The organism is Streptomyces tsukubensis (genome assembly GCF_003932715.1).
Taxonomy (GTDB): domain Bacteria; phylum Actinomycetota; class Actinomycetes; order Streptomycetales; family Streptomycetaceae; genus Streptomyces; species Streptomyces tsukubensis.
The window spans coordinates 3,771,902-3,791,493 of the sequence record NZ_CP020700.1 but is presented as its reverse complement, the minus strand read 5'-3'; the positions used below and the strand labels follow the sequence as shown (position 1 = coordinate 3,791,493).

At 71.7% G+C, this 19,592-nt stretch carries 21 protein-coding genes; 10 read left to right on the top strand and 11 right to left on the bottom strand.

Features of this window, described 5'->3' with window-relative positions:
- Nucleotides 1-39 precede the first annotated feature (39 nt).
- From B7R87_RS15245 to B7R87_RS15235, 3 genes are all read left to right on the top strand, one after another.
- Nucleotides 40-864, top strand: a complete 825-nt coding sequence (locus tag B7R87_RS15245; RefSeq protein WP_006348192.1) for a class I SAM-dependent methyltransferase — start codon at nucleotides 40-42, stop codon at nucleotides 862-864.
- A 177-nt stretch (nucleotides 865-1,041) separates the two neighbouring features.
- On the top strand, nucleotides 1,042-2,532 hold the full coding sequence (locus B7R87_RS15240) for an MBL fold metallo-hydrolase (RefSeq protein ID WP_006348193.1): 1,491 nt from the start codon (nucleotides 1,042-1,044) through the stop codon (nucleotides 2,530-2,532).
- Entirely contained in the window at nucleotides 2,529-3,281 is a 753-nt protein-coding gene (locus B7R87_RS15235) for a sulfite exporter TauE/SafE family protein (protein ID WP_130584997.1), read from the top strand. Before B7R87_RS15240 ends, B7R87_RS15235 begins: the two co-directional genes overlap by 4 nt.
- 36 nt (nucleotides 3,282-3,317) lie before the next feature.
- Here B7R87_RS15235 and B7R87_RS15230 read toward each other — a convergent pair whose 3' ends face one another.
- Entirely contained in the window at nucleotides 3,318-3,653 is a 336-nt protein-coding gene (locus tag B7R87_RS15230) for a metal-sensitive transcriptional regulator (protein ID WP_006348195.1), read from the bottom strand.
- 90 nt (nucleotides 3,654-3,743) lie between these two features.
- Here B7R87_RS15230 and B7R87_RS15225 point away from each other — a divergent pair, with 90 nt between their 5' ends.
- Nucleotides 3,744-4,367: a rhodanese-like domain-containing protein gene (locus B7R87_RS15225; protein ID WP_006348196.1), complete on the top strand. Its 624-nt coding sequence runs from the start codon at nucleotides 3,744-3,746 to the stop codon at nucleotides 4,365-4,367.
- 50 nt (nucleotides 4,368-4,417) lie between these two features.
- Here the strand turns inward: B7R87_RS15225 and B7R87_RS15220 are convergent, their stop codons facing one another.
- Nucleotides 4,418-5,209, bottom strand: a complete 792-nt coding sequence (locus tag B7R87_RS15220) for a TetR/AcrR family transcriptional regulator C-terminal domain-containing protein (RefSeq protein WP_006348197.1) — start codon at nucleotides 5,207-5,209, stop codon at nucleotides 4,418-4,420.
- A 205-nt stretch (nucleotides 5,210-5,414) separates the two neighbouring features.
- Here B7R87_RS15220 and B7R87_RS15215 point away from each other — a divergent pair, with 205 nt between their 5' ends.
- On the top strand, nucleotides 5,415-7,016 hold the full coding sequence (locus B7R87_RS15215; protein ID WP_006348198.1) for an MFS transporter: 1,602 nt from the start codon (nucleotides 5,415-5,417) through the stop codon (nucleotides 7,014-7,016).
- A gap of 155 nt (nucleotides 7,017-7,171) precedes the next feature.
- Here B7R87_RS15215 and B7R87_RS15210 read toward each other — a convergent pair whose 3' ends face one another.
- Complete coding sequence (locus B7R87_RS15210; RefSeq protein WP_006348199.1) at nucleotides 7,172-7,993, bottom strand: lipase family protein; 822 nt, start codon at nucleotides 7,991-7,993, stop codon at nucleotides 7,172-7,174.
- A gap of 281 nt (nucleotides 7,994-8,274) precedes the next feature.
- Between B7R87_RS15210 and B7R87_RS15205 the strand changes: the two genes are divergently transcribed.
- Nucleotides 8,275-9,642 (top strand): DUF1266 domain-containing protein, encoded by a 1,368-nt coding sequence (locus B7R87_RS15205; RefSeq protein ID WP_006348200.1) that lies wholly within the window; start codon nucleotides 8,275-8,277, stop codon nucleotides 9,640-9,642.
- A 23-nt stretch (nucleotides 9,643-9,665) separates the two neighbouring features.
- On the opposite strand, the gene B7R87_RS15200 is transcribed toward B7R87_RS15205, so the two are convergent.
- A complete protein-coding gene (locus B7R87_RS15200) occupies nucleotides 9,666-11,111 on the bottom strand; it encodes a DUF2252 domain-containing protein (RefSeq protein WP_040915669.1) in 1,446 nt (481 codons plus the stop codon).
- Nucleotides 11,112-11,342: 231 nt separating this feature from the next.
- Between B7R87_RS15200 and B7R87_RS15195 the strand changes: the two genes are divergently transcribed.
- Both B7R87_RS15195 and B7R87_RS15190 read left to right on the top strand, forming a co-directional pair.
- Nucleotides 11,343-12,161: a DUF817 domain-containing protein gene (locus B7R87_RS15195; protein WP_006348202.1), complete on the top strand. Its 819-nt coding sequence runs from the start codon at nucleotides 11,343-11,345 to the stop codon at nucleotides 12,159-12,161.
- An 89-nt stretch (nucleotides 12,162-12,250) separates the two neighbouring features.
- The gene (locus B7R87_RS15190; protein WP_006348203.1) at nucleotides 12,251-12,724 is read left to right on the top strand and encodes a carboxymuconolactone decarboxylase family protein; all 474 of its coding nucleotides are present in this window, start codon (nucleotides 12,251-12,253) and stop codon (nucleotides 12,722-12,724) included.
- Between the two features lie 141 nt (nucleotides 12,725-12,865).
- On the opposite strand, the gene B7R87_RS15185 is transcribed toward B7R87_RS15190, so the two are convergent.
- The 6 genes from B7R87_RS15185 to B7R87_RS15160 form a co-directional block, all read right to left on the bottom strand.
- A complete protein-coding gene (locus B7R87_RS15185; RefSeq protein ID WP_198965075.1) occupies nucleotides 12,866-13,198 on the bottom strand; it encodes a cupin domain-containing protein in 333 nt (110 codons plus the stop codon).
- A 160-nt stretch (nucleotides 13,199-13,358) separates the two neighbouring features.
- Nucleotides 13,359-13,691, bottom strand: coding sequence for a helix-turn-helix transcriptional regulator (locus B7R87_RS15180; RefSeq protein ID WP_006348205.1), 333 nt, complete (start codon nucleotides 13,689-13,691; stop codon nucleotides 13,359-13,361).
- On the bottom strand, nucleotides 13,691-13,972 hold the full coding sequence (locus B7R87_RS15175; RefSeq protein ID WP_045852982.1) for a type II toxin-antitoxin system RelE/ParE family toxin: 282 nt from the start codon (nucleotides 13,970-13,972) through the stop codon (nucleotides 13,691-13,693). Before B7R87_RS15175 ends, B7R87_RS15180 begins: the two co-directional genes overlap by 1 nt.
- A gap of 168 nt (nucleotides 13,973-14,140) precedes the next feature.
- Nucleotides 14,141-15,445 carry a cation:proton antiporter gene (locus tag B7R87_RS15170; RefSeq protein ID WP_006348207.1) on the bottom strand — a complete coding sequence of 435 codons (1,305 nt, stop codon included), beginning with the start codon at nucleotides 15,443-15,445 and terminating at the stop codon, nucleotides 14,141-14,143.
- 456 nt (nucleotides 15,446-15,901) lie between these two features.
- A complete protein-coding gene (locus tag B7R87_RS15165) occupies nucleotides 15,902-16,324 on the bottom strand; it encodes a PIN domain nuclease (protein ID WP_006348208.1) in 423 nt (140 codons plus the stop codon).
- On the bottom strand, nucleotides 16,321-16,536 hold the full coding sequence (locus B7R87_RS15160) for a type II toxin-antitoxin system VapB family antitoxin (protein ID WP_040915655.1): 216 nt from the start codon (nucleotides 16,534-16,536) through the stop codon (nucleotides 16,321-16,323). Before B7R87_RS15160 ends, B7R87_RS15165 begins: the two co-directional genes overlap by 4 nt.
- Nucleotides 16,537-16,979: 443 nt before the next feature.
- Here B7R87_RS15160 and B7R87_RS15155 point away from each other — a divergent pair, with 443 nt between their 5' ends.
- A complete protein-coding gene (locus B7R87_RS15155) occupies nucleotides 16,980-17,639 on the top strand; it encodes an HAD family hydrolase (RefSeq protein ID WP_040915657.1) in 660 nt (219 codons plus the stop codon).
- Here the strand turns inward: B7R87_RS15155 and B7R87_RS15150 are convergent.
- Nucleotides 17,620-18,894, bottom strand: a complete 1,275-nt coding sequence (locus B7R87_RS15150) for a hypothetical protein (RefSeq protein WP_040915674.1) — start codon at nucleotides 18,892-18,894, stop codon at nucleotides 17,620-17,622. The two genes, B7R87_RS15155 and B7R87_RS15150, sit on opposite strands and share 20 nt — an antisense overlap.
- A gap of 337 nt (nucleotides 18,895-19,231) precedes the next feature.
- Between B7R87_RS15150 and B7R87_RS15145 the strand changes: the two genes are divergently transcribed.
- Complete coding sequence (locus B7R87_RS15145; RefSeq protein WP_006348212.1) at nucleotides 19,232-19,591, top strand: hypothetical protein; 360 nt, start codon at nucleotides 19,232-19,234, stop codon at nucleotides 19,589-19,591.
- The last annotated feature ends 1 nt before the right edge of the window (nucleotide 19,592 follow it).

The following is a 19,592-nucleotide window of genomic DNA, read 5'->3' as shown; positions in this document are numbered from 1 at the left end:
CGACGTGCGCCGTCCCTCCGCCGAACCTATGGTCGACCTATGGGAGACGAACGGGGCTTCCGCCTCACCGACCGCGCTCCCGAGCGGTACGAGCGGTACGCCGCACCCGTTATGGCGCCCTTCGTCGCCGCCCTTCTGGACGCGGTCGCGCTCGCGCCCGGACAGGCGCTGCTCGACCTCGCCTGCGGGACCGGTTTCACCGCCAGGACCGCCGCCGGGCGGACCGCGGGCACCGGCACCCGGATCGTCGGGGTCGACCTGGTGCCCGGAATGCTGGACACCGCCGCGGCCCGCGCCGCCGCCGAGGGCGTCGTCATCGAGTGGCAGGAAGCGGACGCCGTCGACCTTCCGTACGCGGGCGGCACCTTCGACGCCGTCGTCTGCCAGCAGGGCCTGCAGTTCTTCCCCGACCCGCCCGCGGCCGTCGCCGAGGCGGTCCGGGTCGTCCGCCCGGGCGGCGGGCTGATCGCCGCCACGGTCTGGGCACCGATGGACCGCTCGCCCTTCTTCGCCGCCCAGCAGCGCGCCTTCGAGGAGTTCGGCGGCCCCGGGATCACCGACTGGTACGCCTCCGCCTTCAGCGGCAGCGCCGCCGGACCGACCGGTCTGCTGCGGGACGCGGGGCTGACCGCCATCACCGCGCACGAGGTCATCGCGGATGTCGCCCTGCCGCCGCTGGCCGCGTTCGTCCCCGGCTTCCTCACCGTGACCCCCTGGGGCCAGGCCTTCGTCGAGGCCCGCCCCGACAACCTCGACCGGGCCGCGGCCCGGATCCGCGAACTGCTCGCACCCTGGACGACGGGGGACGGTTCGGCCCAGGTGGAGTTTGTGTCGTACCTGGTCACAGGGGTACGGCAGGACTGATCCCGCCCGGGCGGTCGTCCCCGGCGGCCGGAGGAGCAGCCGTAGAACAGCCGCAGGGAAACCCCCGCACCCCGCCCCCCCATGAGGTCCTTCACACCCCCTTGAATACCCCCCGGGGTAATTTGGTACGGTCGCAGATATACCCCGGGGGGTAATCGGAGCGCGAAGGGATCACCAGTGTTCTTCATCGACACCATCGACGTGCCCGGGCTCGGCAACCGCGGCTATCTCGCGGGCGGCGCCCGTACCGCCGTCGTCGTCGATCCGCCCCGGGACATCGACCGCGTCCTCGGCGCGGCCGCCCGGCGCGGCGTCCGCATCGCCCATGTCGTCGAGACGCACGTCCACAACGACTATGTGACCGGCGGTCTCGAACTGGCCCGGCTCACCGGCGCCGCCTACCACGTTCCGGCCGGGGCCCGGGTCTCGTACTCCCGGATGCCCGTCGCCGACGGCGACCGTACGGACATCGACACGGACCTCGTCCTGCGCGCCGTCGCCACCCCCGGGCACACCCCGCACCACACCGCGTACGTCCTGGAGGAGACCGGCACGCCCGTCGCCGCGTTCACCGGCGGATCGCTGCTGATCGGTGCGGTCGGCCGTCCCGACCTGGTCGAACCGCGGCTCACCGAGGACCTCGCCCGCGCCCAGCACGCGTCCGTGCACCGGCTCGCCGGTGAGCTGCCCGACTCCGCCGCCGTGCTGCCCACCCACGGCTTCGGCAGCTTCTGCTCCTCGGGGCCGGGCGCCGCCGGTGCGGCCGGCAGCACCATCGGCGCCGAGCGGCGCGGCAACGGCGCCCTGCTCCAGGACGCCGACACCTTCGTCGCCGGGCTCCTCGCCTCCCTGGAGGACGTCCCCGCCTACTACGTCCACATGGGTCCGCTGAACGCCCGCGGCCCGGCGCCCGTCGACCTCACCCCGCCCGCCGTCGCGGACGCCGCGGAACTGGCGGCCCGGCTGGCCGAAGGGGAGTGGGTGGTCGATCTGCGCAGCCGCACCGCCTATGCGGCGGGCCATGTCGCCGGAACGGTCAATGTCGAGGCGGACGGGCAGCTCGCGACCCATCTGGCCTGGCTGGTGCCGTGGGGCAGGCCGGTCACCCTGCTCGCGGAGACCCCCGGGCAGCTCGCCGAGGCCCAGCGGGAGCTGGTCCGCGTCGGTATCGACCGGCCCGCGGCCGCCGCGACCGGGGAGGTCGGCGACTGGCTGCGCGACGGCGACACCGCCCGCTCCTTCCGCCGCGCGACCTTCGCCGATCTGGCGGCGGCGCACGCGTCGGCGGCCGCGGATCCGTTCGTCGTGGTCGATGTGCGCCGGGACTCGGAGCGCGCGGGTCAGGGGTGGATCGCGGGCTCCGTCCCCGTACCGCTGCACGAACTGCGGTCGCGGCTGTCCGAGATACCCGCGGGGACCGTCTGGGTGCACTGCGCGGGCGGTCTACGGGCCGCGATCGGCGCGTCGCTGCTGGACGCGGCGGGGCGGGAGGTCGTGGCCGTGGACGACGCGTTCGCCGCGGCGGAGGCGGCGGGCCTGGCGGTCACGAGCACCGGCGGCTCCCGTGCAAGCGGCGCCGACGGCATCTCCGGTACGGGCGGCACCGGCGGCGTCTCCGGTACGAGCGCGGACGGCGGCGCTTCCTGTACGTCCGCCCCGGGCGCATGAGCGGCGCCGTGCTGCTCGCGCTCGTCGCGGGCGCCGTCGTCGGGATCGCCCTGGGCGCCCTCGGCGGGGGCGGCAGCGTGCTCGCCGTCCCCGCGCTGATCTACCTCCTGGACTTCGACGCCGCCGCCGCGACGACCGCGAGCCTGGTGATCGTCGCGCTCACCTCCGCCACCGCGCTGTACGCGCACGCCCGCGACGGACACGTCCGCTGGCGTACGGGTGCCCTCGTCGCGGCGGCCGGGGTGGTGCCTGCGGCCCTCGGGGGCGCGGCGGCGGCGCAACTGCCCGACGCCGTGCTGACCGGCGCGTTCGCGGTGATAGCGGCCGTGGTGGCGGCCGGGATGCTGCGGTCCGGCGGCGAGCCGGTCGAACGGGTACGCGGTCCGGGCGCCACGGCCGGGACGGGCGCCGGGCTCGGCGCGCTGACCGGGGTGCTGGGCGTGGGCGGCGGCTTCCTCGTCGTACCGGCGCTGACCAGGACCATCGGCCTCGGCATGCGAGCGGCCGTCGGCACCGGACTCCTTGTCATCACCGTCAACTCCATCGCCGCCCTGGCGACCCGCTCGGGCACCGCGCACGGGCTGGAGTGGGGACTGATCGCCCCCTTCGCAGGTGCGGCGGTGCTGGGCGCGTGGGACGGCAAACGCCTCGCCGACCGGGTCGGTTCCGGTGCGCTGCGGAAGGCCTTCGCCTGGTCACTGGCCGCGGTGGCGGCCGTGATGGCGGCGGACGCGGTGGGGGCGCTGTGACCCCCGGGCCGCGCCGGCCGCGCGCCCGGGCCGCGCTCAGGCCAGCGACAGGAAGAGCTTCTCCAGCTTGGCCCGCATCTGCTCCGGGGTCTCCCGACCGGCGGCCCGACCGGTGCCGTCCTGGCCGTCCTGATCGTTCCGTCCGCTCCGGCCGTCCGGCTCCATCTCGGCCAGACACTGCTGGAGCCCCGAGGCGATGATCGCGAACCCGGCCCGGTCCAGGGCCCGCGACGCGGCGGCCAGCTGGGTCACGACCTCCTCGCAGTCCCGGCCCTCTTCGATCATCCGGATCACCCCGGTGATCTGACCCTGCGCCCGGCGCAGGCGGTTGAGCACGGCCTTCATCTCGGCGGCCGCCAGATCCAACTCCACGACATCCACTCCTCTCCCGGTACCACCCCGGCCGTTCATATACCCCTGGGGGTAATTTACCCCCTTCGCCCTCCGAAGGAGGCATCACCGATGCACCGCAACAGCCCGACCCACGACCTCCACGACGCCGACCAGGTCCGCGCCCGGATCGGTTCGCTGACCGTCATCGACGTCCGTACCCCCGGCGAGTACGCGTCCGGCCATGTCCCCGGCGCCGTCAACATCCCGCTCGACCAGGTGCGACGGGCGGTCCCGGAGATCGCCGGGGCGGCCGGGCGCGGAGAGGTGCTGATTGTCTGCGCCTCCGGCGCCAGGTCGGGCAGCGCCTGCGAACTGCTGGCCGGGCGCGGGGTCCGGGCGGCGAGCCTGAGCGGCGGTACGCAGGCATGGGCCGGGCGCGGATACCCCCTGGAGCGTCCGGGCGGCGACGGTACGGCGCCGGGCGCGTGCGCCGTCCCCAGGGGTACCTGGGCGATGGAGCGCCAGGTCCGCTTCACGGCGGGCATCCTCGTCCTGCTGGGCACGGTCCTCGGGGCGGCCCTGCATCCGGCGTGGCTGCTGCTGTCCGGCGGGATCGCGGGCGGGCTGGTGTTCTCGGCCCTGACGAACACCTGCGGTATGGCCGCCGTACTGGCGAAGCTGCCGCACAACCGGCCCGCCCGGGCCGATCTCGACGCGGCGCTGGAGCGGCTGCGGTCGGGCGGTGACCGGTAGCCGGTACGGGGCGGGGCGCCCGTCAAGAGGCCGACCCGCCCCCGTACCCGCTACACCCCCAGCCGTACCGCGATCCCGTCGATCACACACGCCAGCCCCTGCTCGAACGCCGAACCCCGGGTGCTCTCCACCTCCTGCGTGCCGGTGGCCAGGATCGCGTACCGCTTCCGCAGCCGGGGGAACTGCTCCGCCGCCGCCACCATCGCGGGCCGTACGCTCGCCGCCCACTCCTCCTCGGTCCGGCCGCTGCGCGCCAGGGTCGTCAGATAGGCCGCCTCGGTCAGCGCGGTGCCCAGGACGAACGCGATGAGCGTGCTGCTGTAGGTGTCGGCCGCCTCGACGTCGTCGCAGCCCGCGGCTTCGAAGATGCCCAGCACCCGGTCGGAGAGCCGCATCATGTTCGGCCCCAGATAGGACATTCCGACCTCGCCCAGCACCGAGGCCATCCACGGGTGCCGCAGGATCGCGTCCCGGAAACTGTGCGCGAGCCGCTCCAGCGCGGGGCGCCAGTCGTCCGGCCCGGCGGGCTCGGGAACGTCGATCTCGCCGAAGACCTCGTCGACGACGAGTTCGATCAGCTCCTCCTTGTTCGCGACGTGCGAGTACATGGAGGTGGCGCCCGCCTTCAGCCGGGCGCCCAGTTTCCGCATGCTCAGCGCCTCGACCCCGTCGCTGTCCAGCAGAGCGAGCGCCTCGGCGACGATCTGGTCCCTGCTCAGCGCGGGCTGCTCCCGCCTGCGGCGCCGGGGGCGGGTCCAGACGGAGGGGAACCCCTCGTCCGCCGTCTGCCCCGCCGCCTTCGCCGCGTCCGCGGGCGTGTCCGTGCGCTCCTCGACCGCCATGTCTCCGGCTCCTCTCCCGTGTCCCGAGCGTGTCCTGAGCGGGCCCCCGGCGGGTCCCGTGCCCGTTCTCCGCCTCACCCTAGCGCAGGCTCCGCACGCCGTACGCTCTTGCGCACAGTGTTCGGTCTCCGTACAGTGTTCGACAGAGCGCACGCCGTACGGCGGAGCGTGGACGACGCCGTACGACCTTTCGGAGGGGAAGACCATGGAGTGGGAGCCTCAGCACGAGCCCGGGGCGGCCGGACGCGCGGACGGGCAGCAGGTTCGGGACCGGGACGACCGGCCCCCGGTCCGTGATCCGCGGCGCTGGTGGATCCTGGTCGTGCTCTGCCTGAGCACCCTCGTGCTCGTGATCGACAACATGGTGCTGACCGTCGCCGTCCCCGCGATCACCGACGATCTGGACGCGAGCACCACCGACGTCCAGTGGATCATCGAGTCGTACATCCTGGTCTTCGCCGGACTGCTGCTCACCGCCGGAAGCCTCTCCGACCGCTTCGGCCGCCGGAAGGTGATGATCCTGGGCCTTGCGCTCTTCGGAGCCGCCTCACTCGTCGCGACCTACGCGGGCAGCCCCGAGATGCTGATCGCCGCCCGGGTCCTGATGGGCGTCGGCGGTGCGCTGGTGATGCCGAGCACGCTCTCCATCCTGATCACCGTCTTCGACGAGGACGAGCGCCCCAAGGCGATCGCCGCCTGGTCCGCGGTCGCGATGGTCGGCCTGGTCGGCGGCCCGGTCCTCGGCGGTGCGCTGATCTCCGACTTCTGGTGGGGTGCCGTCTTCCTGATCAACGTGCCGATCGCCGCGCTCGCCATCGGTGCCGCCCTGCTGCTGATGCCCGAGTCCAAGGGCCCGTGGCGCAAGCCCGACGTCCCCGGCATGCTGCTGTCGATGACCGGTATGACCGCCCTGGTCTGGACGATCATCGAGGCGCCGAAGACCGGCCTCGGCGACCCCCTCACGCTGACCGCCGCGATCGCCGCCGCCGTCTCCCTGGTCGCCTTCGCCGTCTGGGAGTCGCGGACCGACGCCCCGATGGTCCCGGTCGAGCTGTTCCGCAACAAGGTCTTCACCGGTGCCAGCTTCTCCCTGGTCCTGCTGACCTTCGCCAACGGCGGTCTGATGCTGGTGCTGACTCAGTACCTCCAGTTCGTCGTCGGCTACAGCGCCACCGAGACCGGGCTCGCTTTCGCGCCGATGGCCGTCGCCGTGATCGCCTTCAACACCATCGGCGCCGCCCTGCTGCCCCGAACCGGCAACCGCGTCATGGCCGTCGTCGGACTCCTCACCATCGCCGCCGGGTTCGGCGCGCTGGCCACCCTCTCCGCCGGTGACGGCTGGGGCCTGCTGTCGGTGGCCATGCTGCTGATGGGGGCCGGCGGCGGGCTCGCGATGCCCGCGGCGATCGCCGCGCTGATGGGCGCCGTGCCCGAGGAGCACGCCGGGGTCGGCTCCGCGCTCAACGACACCATCCAGCAGGCGGGCGCGGCGCTCGGTGTCGCGATCCTCGGCGCGGTGCTCTCCGGGACGTACCGGAACGAACTGCCGGGCGAGGCCCCGGAGGCCGCGAAGGAGTCGGTGGCGGTGGCGCTGAAGCTCCCCGGTCTGGCGGACGCCGCGCGGGACGCCTTCACCCAGGCGATGTCGAACAGCTTCGTGGCGGGCGGTATCGGAGTGGTGGCCGCCGCGGTCCTGGCCGCGGTGCTGCTCCAGGGCCGCGAGCCCGCCAAGGCCGGGCCGAACGACCCGGAGCCGACGGCCGCGGAGCCGTCCGCTGCCGGGCCGGAGCAGACGGTCGCGCACTGACCGTACGGAGGTACGGGCCGGGGGCCGCTCAATCCTGAGCGGCCCCCGACCCGTACCCCGGGGCCTTTCTGCGGCTCCCGGCCCGTACCCCGGGGCTTTCCTGCGGCTCCCGGCCCGTACCCCGGGGCCTTCCCGCGTCCCCCGCCCGACGCTCCTCAGCCCAGATTCCGCTCCAGCGCCGCGAGATAGCTGTCGATGAAGTGGTCGCGCACCCCGTCGGCCGCCGGGGCCAGCGCGTCCGCCGTCAGCCCCCGCGCCCGGTCCACGGCCGTCCCGAGCAGCGGCATCGACGTATGCAGCCGCCCCTTCGCATCGAAGTAGCGGACCGTGTCGGTATGCGTGTACGCGGGCTCCGGCGGCAGCTGCGGAACGATGTCGTTGTTGTTGACGAAGCGGAACACCTTGTCGGGGAAGCCCTTGTTCACGGCCGCGGCCAGGATCCGGTCGCAGGTCCGCGGCTGTCCGTAGGTGTAGACCCCGTCCGCCCGCAGCCGCGGCTCCTCCAGATACATCCGGCAGCCCGCGAGCATCGCCAGCGCCCCGCCCAGACTGTGCCCGGTGAACCACACCGTCTGCCCGTTGTCGCGGAGTTCGGCGATCGTGTCCCGGACCCCGGGGTACACGGAGTCGAGGGCCTCGGCGAAGCCGTAGTGCATATAGCCGGTACGGGCCGGTCCCGGCCACGGCGGAGTGCTCGCGTCCGACAGCCAGTCCCGGATCTGCACGGGCTCGGTGCCGCGGAAGGCGGTCACGATCATCCGCTCCCCGGCCAGCGTGTACGCCTGGGTGTCCTCCAGGGCGAACGGCGGCTCGAAGAGCGACTCGTGGTGCCGTACCCGGTCGAAACCCCACTCCCGCGCCTGCCGCAGGACCTCGCCCTGGTTCGCGTACGCGAGCTTCGCGGCCCGGGCCATCCAGTAGGCGTGCGGCAGGCTGTAGCCGGTGGCGTGCTGGTCGGGCAAGGACGGTACGGGCACGGTCGTCTCCCTCTCTCCGGCGCGGTACGGCCCCGGAATCCGCGCGGTGCCGGGCTGTGCTGTGTGGTGCAGCGGTCATCTGGTCTCGTCCGCCCTGCCGGACCGGGCGGCGGCGTCCCCCGGGCCGCTCCCGTACTCAACCCGTACCCGCCCGCCTCCGGGCCGCCCGCCACGCGAAGCCCCGCCCCGCCGTCCCCCGCCCGGCCTAGGAACCGGGGGGTGTCCACCGGGACCCCCCGGGCGGACGACACCGCCGCGCGGGCACCGCTTAGAGTTTTTGCATGGGTACGGGGACGGGGTGGGGGAACAGCGACGGCGGTGTCCCGGACGGCTTCGGGCCGCCGGAGTACCACGGCAACCCCTTCGCGCCCCCCGGCTCCCGCCCGGCGGGCCCGCCCCCGGGGCCGTACGGCACTCCGGCACCGCCCGTACCGCCGCCCGCCCGCTGGCAGGCCCCCAGCCCCGTCGAACGGCAGCTGTACGAGGCCAAGACCCGCGGCGACTGGTCCGGCTACTTCGACGTCCTCGGCCGCAACTGGCTCTACACGGCCCAGCGCCGGGCCTTCCTCGACGCCCACCCCGGCGAGGTCCAGTTCCTGCCGCACTTCTCGCCGCAGGTCGGCGGCGTGTGCCTGACCGTCCTCACCGAAGGCGTACTCCCCGCGCCCGTCGCGGACCCCGTCTACTCCTCGGCATCCCTGTCCTGGTACGCGGACGCCTGGGACCCGACCGATCCGCCGTGGCTGGCGGTCAACCCCGGCACACCCTCCGAGGCGTACTTCCTCACCACACCCGAGCACCGCGCCCGGTGGAAGCGCCACACCGCCGCCGAGATCCGCCCCGGACTGCGGCTGCGCGCCCTCCACGTCGGCGGCGCCCTGCACGGCACGGTCGCGCACGGCCTCGCCTGCGGAGCCCTGCTCTCCGTCAACAACGGCGAACTGTGGAACGCCCTCGGCTACCACGGCCGCGGCTACCGGCGCGAACGCACCCGGCTCCAGGAGTGGTGGGACATCACCACACCCGAGGAGTGGCGCGACACGCTCGAACGGCTGCTCTCCGCGGAAATGGTCAGCCCCGTCTGGGAGTTCGCACTCCGGGTCCGCCGCGGCCTCGCCCTCGACTTCGGCGGCGCCGTCGAACTGGACCACTGGCGGACCGTCGCCGAACGCGTCGTCCGCCGGAACGCGGAGCGCGCCGCCGAGCCCCGGATCACCCCCGAAGGCGTCACCCCCGGCACCCCCGCCGACGAGGGCGAGGTGTCCGCCCAGGCCGCCGGGGTACGGCGGCTGATCGGCCGGATCGCCCGCTACGAGGCCCGGTTCCGCGCCGACGGACTGCTGGAGGACGGCCGGTTCATCCGCACCCTGGAGGCCTGGGACTACGGCCGGGCCTCCGGAATGGCCCGCTGGGGCCTCGCCGCCCGCTTCGGCACCCTCGCGGAGACCGAGGCGGCGGTGGTACGGGCGAGCAGCGTGGCCCGGGCGAACTACCGCTCCTGGGAGGAGTTCTCCGCCGCGTACATCCTCGGCCGCTGTCTCCACTTCGACGAGGAGGAGTTCGGCGACTGGTACGAGAACGCGCTCGCCTGCCACCGGATCCTGACGACGGACCCGGCGAGCCCCTGGCTGAACATCCCCTGGAAGTAGCCGCGCCCTCCCTCCCTACTCCCTTACGCTTCTGCCGCCTTCACGCGCCCCTCCCGTACGGCCGCGACCAGCGCCGCATGGTCCCTTTCGTTCTGGTCGGCGTACACCTCGGCGAACTCCGAGACCGCCGTGTCGAAGGCGTCCCCGCCGCCCAGATAGGCGGCGATCGCGATCCGGTCACCGGAGCGGGCGTGCGCCCTGGCCAGGGTGGCGCCGCAGAGTTCGGCGAAGAGCCGCATGCCCTTGGGCACCATCGCCTGCGGTACGACGATCCCCTTCCAGTCGTGCAACTGCCGGATGTAGAAGTCGCGGTACGGCACGTCGACGTCCGTGACCCGGTCCCACCCCAGGAACACGTCACCGACGGCCTGCATCAGCCGCTGGCCCGCGACGACCCGCTGCCCCTGGTTCTCGTACCCGCTCTGGTCGGTGTACGGCTCCAGCACCGAGCGGTCGGCCTCCTTCGCCTGGAGGATCAGCGGATCGGTGTCGTCCCGGCCGAGCAGCAGCAGGATCCAGCAGCGGGTGCCGACACTGCCGACGCCGACGACCTTGCGGGCGATGTCCACGACCCGGTACTGGGAGAGCAGATGCCGGCGCTCCATGGAGAGACTGCGGCCGTAGTGGCCGACGAGGGTGTGCAGTTCACCGACCAGCCGGTCGAGGTCCGCACCGTCGAGAAGCTGGTCGACCGGCACGACCAGCGGCGGATCGGCGGTGAACCGGCGCCCGCCGTCGCGGATCTCCGTCAGCTTCTCGAAGGCCTTCATGCTGTCGCGGGTACGGGCCTTCGCCATCGTCTCGGCCAGCCTCAGCCGGCCGCGCTGGTCGAGCCGCTCGTCGGCGAGGGCCTGCACCTGCTCCATATCGCCCCGGTCGTACCAGACGTCCAGGTTGCCCAGGCCCGCGTACGCCCGCATCCGCTGCCGGTAGACGCGGACAGCCGACCGGACGATCGCCGTCCGCTCTTTCTTGGGCCAGTTGTTCTCCCGGCCCGCGATGACCAGGCTGGTGGCGAGCCGTTTGACGTCCCACTCCCAGGGACCCGGGTGGGTCTCGTCGAAGTCGTTGATATCGAAGACGAGCCGGCGCTCGGGGGAGCCGAGGAGCCGGAAGTTCATCATGTGGGCATCGCCGCAGAGCTGGGCGGTGAGCCCGGACGCGGGCGTGGCGGCGGCCAGATCGGAGGCCATGATCGCGGCGGCGCCCCGGTAGAACCGGAACGGCGACTCGGTCATCCGCCCGTACCGTACGGGCACCAGATCGGGCACCCGGGACGCCGACTGGGTCTCGATGATGCCGACGGGGTCGGGCCGGTCGGGGGCGGGATCGTAGGCCGCGTGCGAGGAGCGGGACGCGGTCTTACGGGCCGCACGGCCCCGCTCGGCGCGCTCTTGTGGGGTGGGGAGCGGGCGGGCGCCGTAACGGTCGCGCTCTCCGGTTCCATGCCGGGATCGTCGGTCAGCCATATGCCACGACACCTCCAGCCGGCGCAGGGGCGGACGCGGCAGCACCACCACCCACTCCATCCCATTCTCCCCTTCTGCCCCATCGGCTGCATGTTGCGTGATGTGCCCCACATGATCCGCAAGGGCGCAACGGGGAGGCCCCGCCGGAACGTGAACGCGGTGACGCCCCGTTCCTCCTTCTCCCCTTCCCCTCTCCCCTCTCCTCCCTCTCTCCCGGCCTGGAAAGGACTCATGAACGCTTCTCCGTCCCCTGCGCTCCCCGCCCTCCCCCGTCGGCTCCTCGCCTTCACCCGCCATCTGCTGGTCTTCGGCTGGATCCAGACCCGGGCCTGCGTCTTCGCCGCCGCGCTCTTCCTCGGCATGGCGGCGGCCGAGGCGCTCCCCGACGGCCTGCCGGTGTCCCGCTACGACCTGCTGCTCCTCTACGGCGTCGCGATCACGGCCCTGGGATACGCGATGCGCTGGGAGACGGGCCGGGAAGTCGCGGTGGTGGCGGTCTGCCATCTGCTCGGGTTCGCGTTCGAGGTGGTGAAGGTGCAGGTGGGCTCGTGGACGTACCCCGAGGACGCGCTCACCAAGGTCGCCGGTGTCCCGCTGTACGGCGGTTTTATGTACGCGGCGGTAGGGAGCTACGTCTGCCGCTCATGGCGCCTGTTCGACCTGGAGCTGTCCGGTTACCGTCCGCGCGCGACGGCCGTGCTCGCCGCCCTCGTCTACCTCAACTTCCTCAGCCATCACTGGCTGCCGGACGCCCGCTGGGTGCTGGCCGGGCTGCTGCTCCTGGCCACGGGCGGAACCCGGGTCGCGTACACGGTCGGCACGATCCGTCTCCGGATGCCGCTCGCGCTCGCCTTCGTACTGATCGGCTTCTTCCTCTGGGTCGCCGAGAACCTGGCCACGTACCTCGGCGCCTGGTCCTACCCCCACCAGCTCGACGCCTGGTCGCCGGTGCCGGTGACGAAATGGGCGTCGTGGGCGCTGCTGATCAGCGTGACCGTGGTGATCGCGCACGGGGCCCGGGAGCTCCGCCGGGGCGGCGCCCGGTCCTGAGACGCAGGTCACATCCGCCTCTGTCACATCCGCAGGCCCCCGCCGGTCATAGGGGTGTAGCCAACGACAACGGCAGAGGAGCCCGCGCCATGAACGCCCGACTGACCCTCTTCGGCAACCGGACCGCGAACAAGGTCATCAACAGCCTCGCCTCGACGGGCGGAGTGGTCTCCGCGACCGGACTGCCCGTGGCGACGCAGGAGCTGGTGAAGATCCGCGCCAGCCAGATCAACGGCTGCGGCTTCTGCCTCGACATGCACAGCAAGGAGGCCGCGGCGGCCGGGGAGGACACGACCCGTCTGCACCTGGTCGCGGCCTGGCGGGAGGCGACGGTCTTCACCGACGCCGAGCGCGCCGCGCTGGAGCTGACCGAGCAGGGCACCCGGATCGCCGACGCGTCCGGCGGAGTCACCGACGAGGCCTGGGCGGACGCCGCCAAGCACTACGACGAGGAGCAGCTCATCGGGCTGGTCTCGCTGATCGCCACGATCAACGCGTTCAACCGGCTGAACGTGATGACCCAGCAGCCCGCCGGAAGCTACCGGGTCGGCCAGTTCTCCTGACCTCCCCTGACCTCCCCTGCCCTCCCCTGCCCTCCCCTGCCCTCTTCTGACCTCTTCTGACCTCTTCTGACCTTCCTTGACCCGCGATCCGTGAAGGGCCCCACCGCATCCGGTGGGGCCCTTCGGGGTTTCGTGCGCCGGTCACCCCTCCGGATAGAAGACGAAGAGGGTGCAGCCGGCCGCCGTCTGCGGAATGTGCGAGGACCCGGCGGGCGCGTGGATGAAGGACCCGGCGGGATAGTCCCGGTATCCGTCGTTGAAGACCCCGGAGACCACGAAGACCTCCTCGGGCCCGGGCTCGTGCACATCGACCCCTTCCCAGCAGGACCCCGGATCCATCTCCACCACCTGGGCCGACGCCCCGCGCTCCCCCTGCCAGAGGGGACGGAGGCGGATACCGGGGAAGATCTCCCGCACGGGGGCGTCGTCGACGGCGGACCAGACGTAGCCGGGCATGTTCTGTGCTGTCGTCATGGACCCAGCCTGACCGCCCGCCCACGCCGTGCCGAGTGTCGGAAAAGACATCACTGGGTACTTTCCTGCCAGGAGCGCCAGGAGCGCCAGGAGCGCCAGGAGCGCCAGGAGCACCGGGCGGGGGCGCGGGTCGCGCGGGCGGTGAGACTCCCGGCCCCGGCTATGCGGCGTGCCCGGAGAACACGACAGTCGAGATGTCGCCGTCCAGCGCGATGTTCAGGGAAGCGTCGAGGGCCTTTGCGAGACGGGCCAGCAGCGGCAGCGTCGGAATGGTCCCGCCGAGCTCCAGTTTCGATACTTGCGGCTGGGTCATGTTCGCCCGCCTGGCGAGCTCACTCTGGGAGATACCCAGTTCGGTTCGACGGTCGTACACGGCCTGCCCGAGGTCGAAGGCCATGCGGATCTCGGTGCGCATCGCCTCGACCTCCGACGGCTCCTGCCGGCCTGCGATGCCTGCGCGTTCACGCGCGAGCCTCCAGCGAGTGTGGTTCATCAGCCCTCTCCTCTCGATACCTCGCGAGTGAACTCGTCGTGGACTGTGTGGCGCTCCGTCTCGCAGAGCTTCCGCGCCTGTTGGACGCGGTGTACTTCGGCGTCTTCCCGCATCCGTGTCTTGCGGAACACGGTCAGGAACACGATCCGGCGGCCGGGTGCGAGCCAGTAGGTCAGACGAATGGCGTTGCCGTCGTGCCCCACGGCGAACCGTAGCTCCCGTAAGCCTTCGCCCAGATGGCGAGAGTACGGCTCGGCAAGCGTTGTGGGGGCGTTCCGCACCTTCACGGCAACGATGGCCCCACCGGATCCCCCGGCCCCGACCCGCCCGGCGGAGCCGGGCCGGGCCCCGCCGCCGTACCGGCCGTGATGTCCTCACGGTGCGGCGGGGAAGCGGCCGGCCGTCGGCTGAGGCCCGCCTGCCGCGGGCGGCGCGGGCGCCCGTGTTCTTCAGGGGCCGCGTGGGCCTTGGACAGCGGGGGCGTCGCCGGCCGCGAGCGCGTTCTCCCGAAGGTCCGGTTCGGCGCGGACCTTCCTGGCGAACCAGTCGCCGTAACGGTCTCCCAGGAACGGGGCCGTGACACCGTGGAGAAGGACACTGAGGCCCACGGTCACGGCGATGACGCCGTTCAGCTGTGTCATGGCGGGCAGGTGCTCCTCGAAGGCGAGCAGGCCGAAGACCAGAGAGGCGAGCCCGCGCGGACCGAACCACCCGATGTAGGCGACGGAGGCGGCCCGCAGACCGGTGCCGACCAGGGCCAGCGCGACCGGCAGCATCCGGATCACGGTCAGGCTGAGCAGCGCGTAGACCACGATCCGCCACGTCAGATGCTGGAGGGCCGGTCCCAGGATGACCGCGCCGAAGGCCAGGAAGCTCAGCGAGGAGAGCAGGAGCCCGAGCTGCCGGGTGAACTCGGCGCTCCGTGCGGGATCCGGGCCGCCGGTGCGAGTGCTCCGGTCCGACGAGGAGCCACGCAGCCGGCTGCCGAAGGCCAGCCCGGCGGCCCAGGCGCCGATGAAGCCGCTGCCTTCGACACCGGAACACACCGCGTAGGTGATCACGGGGACGGCGAGCGTCACGAACTGCCGCCAGTCGGGGCTGCTCCAGCCCCGAGCGACCGACCAGCGCAAGACGCCCGCCCCGGCCCAGCCCGCCGCGATCCCGATCGCGCCGCTCAGCAGCAGCGCGTGCAGGAATGTCGTGACGACGCCGGGATGCCCCTCACTCTCGCCCGCCGCCGCCAGCGCCAGCACGAAGAACGGCAGAGCCAGGCCGTCGTTGAGACCCGATTCGACCCCCAGTCCGCCCCGGACCAGCGCCGGAACCCGCTTGTTGGAGAAAGCCTGCTGCCCGAGCGCGGCATCCGTCGGTGCCAGGATGACGCCGACCAGCGCCAGTTCCCACACGGTCAGGCCGGGGAGCAGCGGCCAGGCCACCAGCCACCCCAGTGCCATCGTGACGGGCAGCCCGGCCACGAGCAGTCGCAACGGCAAGAACCGTTCCCTGCGCAGATCGCGGATCCTGATCGCCGCCGCGTCCGTGAACAGCACGAGGGCCAGCGCGCTCTCCAGCAGGGTCCGGGTGAGCTCCAGATCCCGGTCCCCGTCCAACAGGTCCAGGCCCAGCGGCCCGATCGCCAGTCCGCACGCGACGAACACCATGGGCCCGGACAGCACGGTTGTCGCCAGCCGCCGCGAGAGCACCCCGTAACCGATGACCACGCCACCGGCCACCACCACACCCCACTGGCTCATCCGTACTCCTCACCAGGGACGACGGCCACCGTCCGGGCGGCCGCTCCCGGGCGGCACACCGCGTGCCCGAATACGCCGCACGCCACGGTTGCCCAGTGACATGAATCGTCACTCTATGTGTTGGTTGGGTCGGGTTCGGGGACCTCGGTTTCCAGCACCGCCGGGAACCGCTGCCCGCAACACCTGAACCGGGACCATGCACCGGGCCGCTCGGTCACCCGCCTCGGGGCCGTACTGCTGCGGCGCCCGGCCGGGGCTGGGACGGAGAAACGTCGAAGGCCCCCACCTTGCCGGTGGGGGCCTTCGACGTCAGTGCCCGGTGAGGCACTGGCGGAGGGTACGAGACTCGAACTCGTGAGGGTTCCTGACCTTTGGCGGAACGACGAGCCGAGGTGTCCGCGAACCTTGCTGAACGCCGCTGAACGAGACCGGAACCGAGACCACGAGAGGGACTGTTCATTTGCCCGGATCGGGGCCGAACCACTGCAGGGCCTGACCGGTGACGGCGGCGATGCAGTCGAAATCGCGGTCGCGGTGCAGGAGGGTGAGGCCCTGCAACTCCGCTGTGGCGGCGACGACGAGGTCAACCGGGCCGGCGCTGCGGTGCTGTCCGCGCCGAGTCAGCAGTTCCTGGACCTGCCAGGCGCGATCGTAGGCGCGGTCGTCGACGGGGACCCAGCCGAAGATCATCCGCAGATCCTCGACGCCCCGGGCGCGATCCTCGGCTGATCGCGCGCTGTAGAAGAACTCCAGCTCGGTGATGGGGCAGGTCGCGATGAGCCCGGCTGCTGCTGCCTGGTCCCAGCCGTACTGCTCGGCGTCCCCGCGGAGGAATCGGGCGAGCGCGCTGGTGTCGATCAGAAACTGCGCCGCGCTCACCGCCGGTAGCTCTGCTTGTCGTCGAAGACGTCCAGGTCGAAGCCCCCGTCGGCCGCCGCCGCGCGCAGCCGGGCCAGAGCGAGAGCCCGGCGCCGGTTCTCCAGTACTTCCCGCAGGGCGGTATTGACCGTCTCCTTCTTGGTGCTGGTTCCCAGCGCCTGCGCCACGTCGGCAAGCAGCTCGTCGTCCAGGTCGATCACTGTGCGACTCATCCATGCACCTCCTGGGATATCAGCTCGTGTATCGAGTATATCTCCCGAGTGTCCCGGCGCTCGGCCTGGGCCGAGCCGGACGGAAAAACGTCGAAGGCCCCGCTGCAAGCAGCGGGGCCTTCGACGTTAGTGCCCGGTGAGGCACTGGCGGAGGATACGAGATTCGAACTCGTGAGGGGTTGCCCCCAACACGCTTTCCAAATGTTCGTACGGCGGTCCGGCTGGGTTCGGATACGTCCTGACCTGCGGCGGAGCTTTCGGACGGGCTCCGTCCGGACCAGCGCGGACGAGGGCGAATGAGACCCGTACTGAGACCAGGATTCGGCCCCGAGTACCCGCTGGAACGACCGGCCCCTAGACGGTGAAGCCGGACGGCACATCCCGCTGGCGGCTGTTTTCAGCCGCCGCCACTGCCTCGTTCGGCACCGTCTAACCTGCCGAGCATGATTCGTGCTGTGGTGTTCGACGTCGGTGAGTGCCTGGTGGACGAGACCAGGGAGTACGGGACCTGGGCGGACTGGCTGGGGGTGCCCCGGCATACCTTCGCGGCCATGTTCGGGGCGGTCATTGCGCAGGGACGCGACTATCGCGAGACGTTCCAGGAGTTCCAGCCCGGATTCGACCTCACCGAGCAGCGGGAGAAGCGCGCGGCGGCCGGGAAGCCGGAGTGGTTCGGAGAAGACGATCTCTACCCGGATGTACGGCCGACGCTCGCGGCGCTGCGGGACGCCGGGCTGTGGGTGGGCATCGCGGGAAACCAGACCGTGCGGGCCGGCGGCCTGCTGCGCGGGTTGGAGCTGCCCTCCGACCTGATCGCCACCAGTGACGACTGGGGGGCGTCCAAGCCTGACGTGGAGTTCTTCGAGCGGGTGATCGACGCCACGCCTGCCGAGCCGGGCGAGATCCTCTACGTCGGTGACCGGCTCGACAACGACATCCGCCCGGCCGTACAGGCGGGGCTCCTGACAGCCCTCATCCGGCGCGGCCCCTGGGGCACGATCCAACAGCGCGATCCGGACGCCGACGCGATCACGACGATGCGGATCGACTCGCTGGCGGAGCTGCCGGAGAAGATCGCCAAGTTCAACGCTGGAGAGCGCTGACCGTGGTGCCCCAGTCGTAGAGACGGTCGTCGAGGTCCCGGACGCACGGTTCGTTCTGCCAGGGAGCGAGCATGCGCTGGACCTCACGCACGCGGTCCATGCCGGTCGCGTACCAGGTGAGCGCCAGCTGGTCGAGGGCCTGGATGGCATAGCGGCACGCCTCCACAGGCCTTCCGTCAAAGGCTTCGACCGCGGCGAGATCTCCGAGGATGACGGTGCTCTGTTTGGCGGATTCGGGTGGCAGCCTGTCGAGCACGTCGTGGAGCGTCTGCCGTGCTTGCGGTAGGTGCCCGGCCTTCAGCTGAGTGTTCCCTTTGAACGCGGACAGGCGCACGGGGCTGAACCAGTCCATCCACTCCGGGCTGGCGTGCTCGGCGCCCGCGGAGAGCGTGTCCTCCGCGCGGTGGATCAGTCTCAGCGCCGTGTGAGGATCGCCGCAGCGGGTCTCGCACTCCGCTTCGACTGCGTCCAGCCAGGCCCAGAACTCCGCCGGTGCCGTTCCACGACGGGCGTACGTACGGGCCGCAGTCATCCGCTCGATCGCCGCCTCCCGATCGTCCGCCCATCCCGGGATGAAGGCCATATGGGCGAGGATGGCCGCTCCGAGCAGTGGATCGTCGGCTTCCCCCGCCGCCTGGAGGGCGCGGAGAAGGGTTTCGGAAGCCCGGTCCGGCTGCCGTAGATCGAAGAACTCGATGCGGCCGGCCAGCAGGTAGGACTCGGCCAGCGCTGCTGCGAGCGCCTGGCGGGCGGGGTTCGCCGTCTCCGGGAGGAGTGCGCACCCGAGACGAGTGTGTTCCAGCACCGACGGGTGCAGCACGGCAGGGGCGACGGACCAGTACAAGTGCCGGTGCGAGCGGGTGACGGCCCCGAAATCCCTTCCGACGGTGGCCGGCTGCTTCGCGGATATGCCCTCAAGAGGGACGGGGGCCAACCGCGCCCCAGGCTGCGACGCCCGCAGCGTGTTCCCGGTCGCTCTGCCGGGCTGGGGCCGTGCGCTGCCCCACGGCGGAGCGAATCCGAGGTCCTCCATGCTCTGGCCCAGAAGATGGGTGAGAACCCGGTGTACATCGGGCTGTGGCCAGGGAGGAGTGGAGGACTCCCAGCGCCTGACCTGTCGGACGCCGACGGCCAGACCTCTGATGCCGAGGGTCAGCGCCGTCTCGGTAATGGCGTCGGCCAGGGCCTGCTGGGAGTTGTATCCGGCGGCCAGGCGAGCGGCCTTGAGCCTGGTGTTGCCTGCAGGGCGGGGCATGGTCTCCTCCGTGGCGAGCTCTCGTCCCAGCGTGCCATGCGATGTCCTCATGGCGGCGAGAAACCTTCGCCGGGAATCAAGTAGGTCCTTTGGAAGTCCTTCTGATGACCGCTCCGAGTCCTCGAAGGGGACTTCGGTCGATCGACATGATGTCACCGCGTCGCACTGAAGCCGTGTCGCAGCAAGGTGCCAGTGATCTTTGCGGCCGATGCCACGCACCGGCGCCCACCAAGGCGTCCAGTACCGGTCCGTCCAGCTCGCAGCGAGCTCGTGACCGTCCGACCCTGCATATCCAAGGGGTCGGTTCAGCGCATCCAGCACACAGAAGGGATCAGCCATGCCTCAAGCCAGGCGAGAGAAGAAGGATCACCTGATCTACGCGGACGTCGTGGACTCCAAGTCCAAGGCGGGCGTGTGGATGGGCGAGCGGGCCTCCTTCCAGGAGAAGCAGGGCCGCATCGTCGAGGCCCTCAAGGAGCGGGCCGACTGGGTCGAGCTGAAGGACGCGATCATGGTCATCAGCGCCGACCCGGCCGGTATCACCGTCATCGCGCCGAACCCGACGCTGCCCGGCGTGATCGTCCTCGCCGACGGCGGCTCACCGGCCACCTCCGCGAAGCTCCAGGCCGCCGCCGAGGACACGGTCCGCGCGGTCATGGGCGAGCTCGGGATAGCCGAAGAGGAAGCGGCGGCCTGAC